Source organism: Blastomonas sp. 34TW, from assembly GCF_059803595.1.
Window position 1 is genome coordinate 1 of the sequence record NZ_JAPFGW010000052.1, and the last position, 1,201, is coordinate 1,201.

General features: G+C 59.6%; 2 protein-coding genes. Both read right to left on the reverse strand.

Annotated elements, in window-relative coordinates:
• Window positions 1–296 (reverse strand): ATP-binding protein (locus tag OPU69_RS19945; RefSeq protein ID WP_498513300.1); only part of this gene is annotated, 296 nt, incomplete at its 3' end.
• Window positions 293–1,201 (reverse strand): IS21 family transposase (gene istA / locus OPU69_RS19950; protein ID WP_498513301.1); only part of this gene is annotated, 909 nt, incomplete at its 5' end. The genes OPU69_RS19945 and istA, both read right to left, overlap by 4 nt.

The following is a 1,201-nucleotide window of genomic DNA, read 5'->3' on the forward strand; positions in this document are numbered from 1 at the left end:
CCCGCCAATGCCATGACCCGGTTGCGGTCCAAAGATGGCTGGAACGAGAAGTCGTATCCGGCAAGCGTCTTGATGACAGGGAGCCTTGCCATGCGCAGCGCGGCCTTCACCCTGCGGTTTTCCCGTAACGACAGCTCTTCGGCAAGCAGGTCGTCGATCGCTTCGATCCCATCGATCTGACCCTGTTCGATGCGCCGGATGGTGGGATCCAGCATCTCAAGGGCCCTTGGCATTTTGAGGTGCACCAGGCTGCGACGGATATTATCGATCCGCGATGCGGCAGGACCTTGTGTCATGTCCTGTCTCCCTGAGCGAGCTGAGCTCCAATGGCCTGATAGACTGCCAGCGATCGGACAGGAACGCGTTCCCCGATTCTTCCAACAGCAATGACGTCCTGACCTCGGCCTGTACGCCTGGCTACATTGTTTCCAGTGCGATGAGCGGGATCGATCCGGCTCTGCCGGCGGCCTTCCAGCACCGCATGTTCGGCAATGATCTCGCCCATGTCGAGGATCCTGATACGATCGGGCAGTTGCTGGATTTCGACCACCCGGCGGGTGCGATCAGGAACGCTGTAATAATTGCCGCCCACCGATACCATGCCATCATGGCTCACCCGGCGTTCCAGCTTGAGGACCGCGTCATAGGGCTGTGCAGGCAGTGACTGGAGATCCAGCTGCTCAGCTGCAAAGGCCTCGGCGATGATGCGCTGTGTCGTGCCATGCACTCGGACATTGGCGACCGTGTCCAGCCAGTCGATGAGCTGGGCATTGAGGTCCTCCAGATTGCGGAAGTTTCGCCCAAGGAAGAAGTCCCTGCGGATGTAGCTGAACGGTCGTTCCACCTTTCCCTTCGTCTTGGCCCTGTAGGGACGGCACGCTCGTGGCATGAAGCGATAATGCCGCGCCAGTGCCAGCAATGAACGGTTGTAGATGATGTGACCCTGATCATCCTCTCCCGTCACTGCTGTCTTCATGCGGTCGTAGAGGATTTCGATCGGCACCCCGCCGATGGCATCGAAGGCCGCCATGTGGCAGCGCAGCAGCGTCTGGAGGTCCTGATGCATGACGTATCTTGCAAACAGGAAGCGGGAATGGCCCAGAACCAGGCCGAACAGCCAGACGATCCGGCTGACGCCAGGCTCGTCTGCAAATTCGACAACAAACCGGGCAAAATCGACCTGAGCTTGCACGCCTGGCGG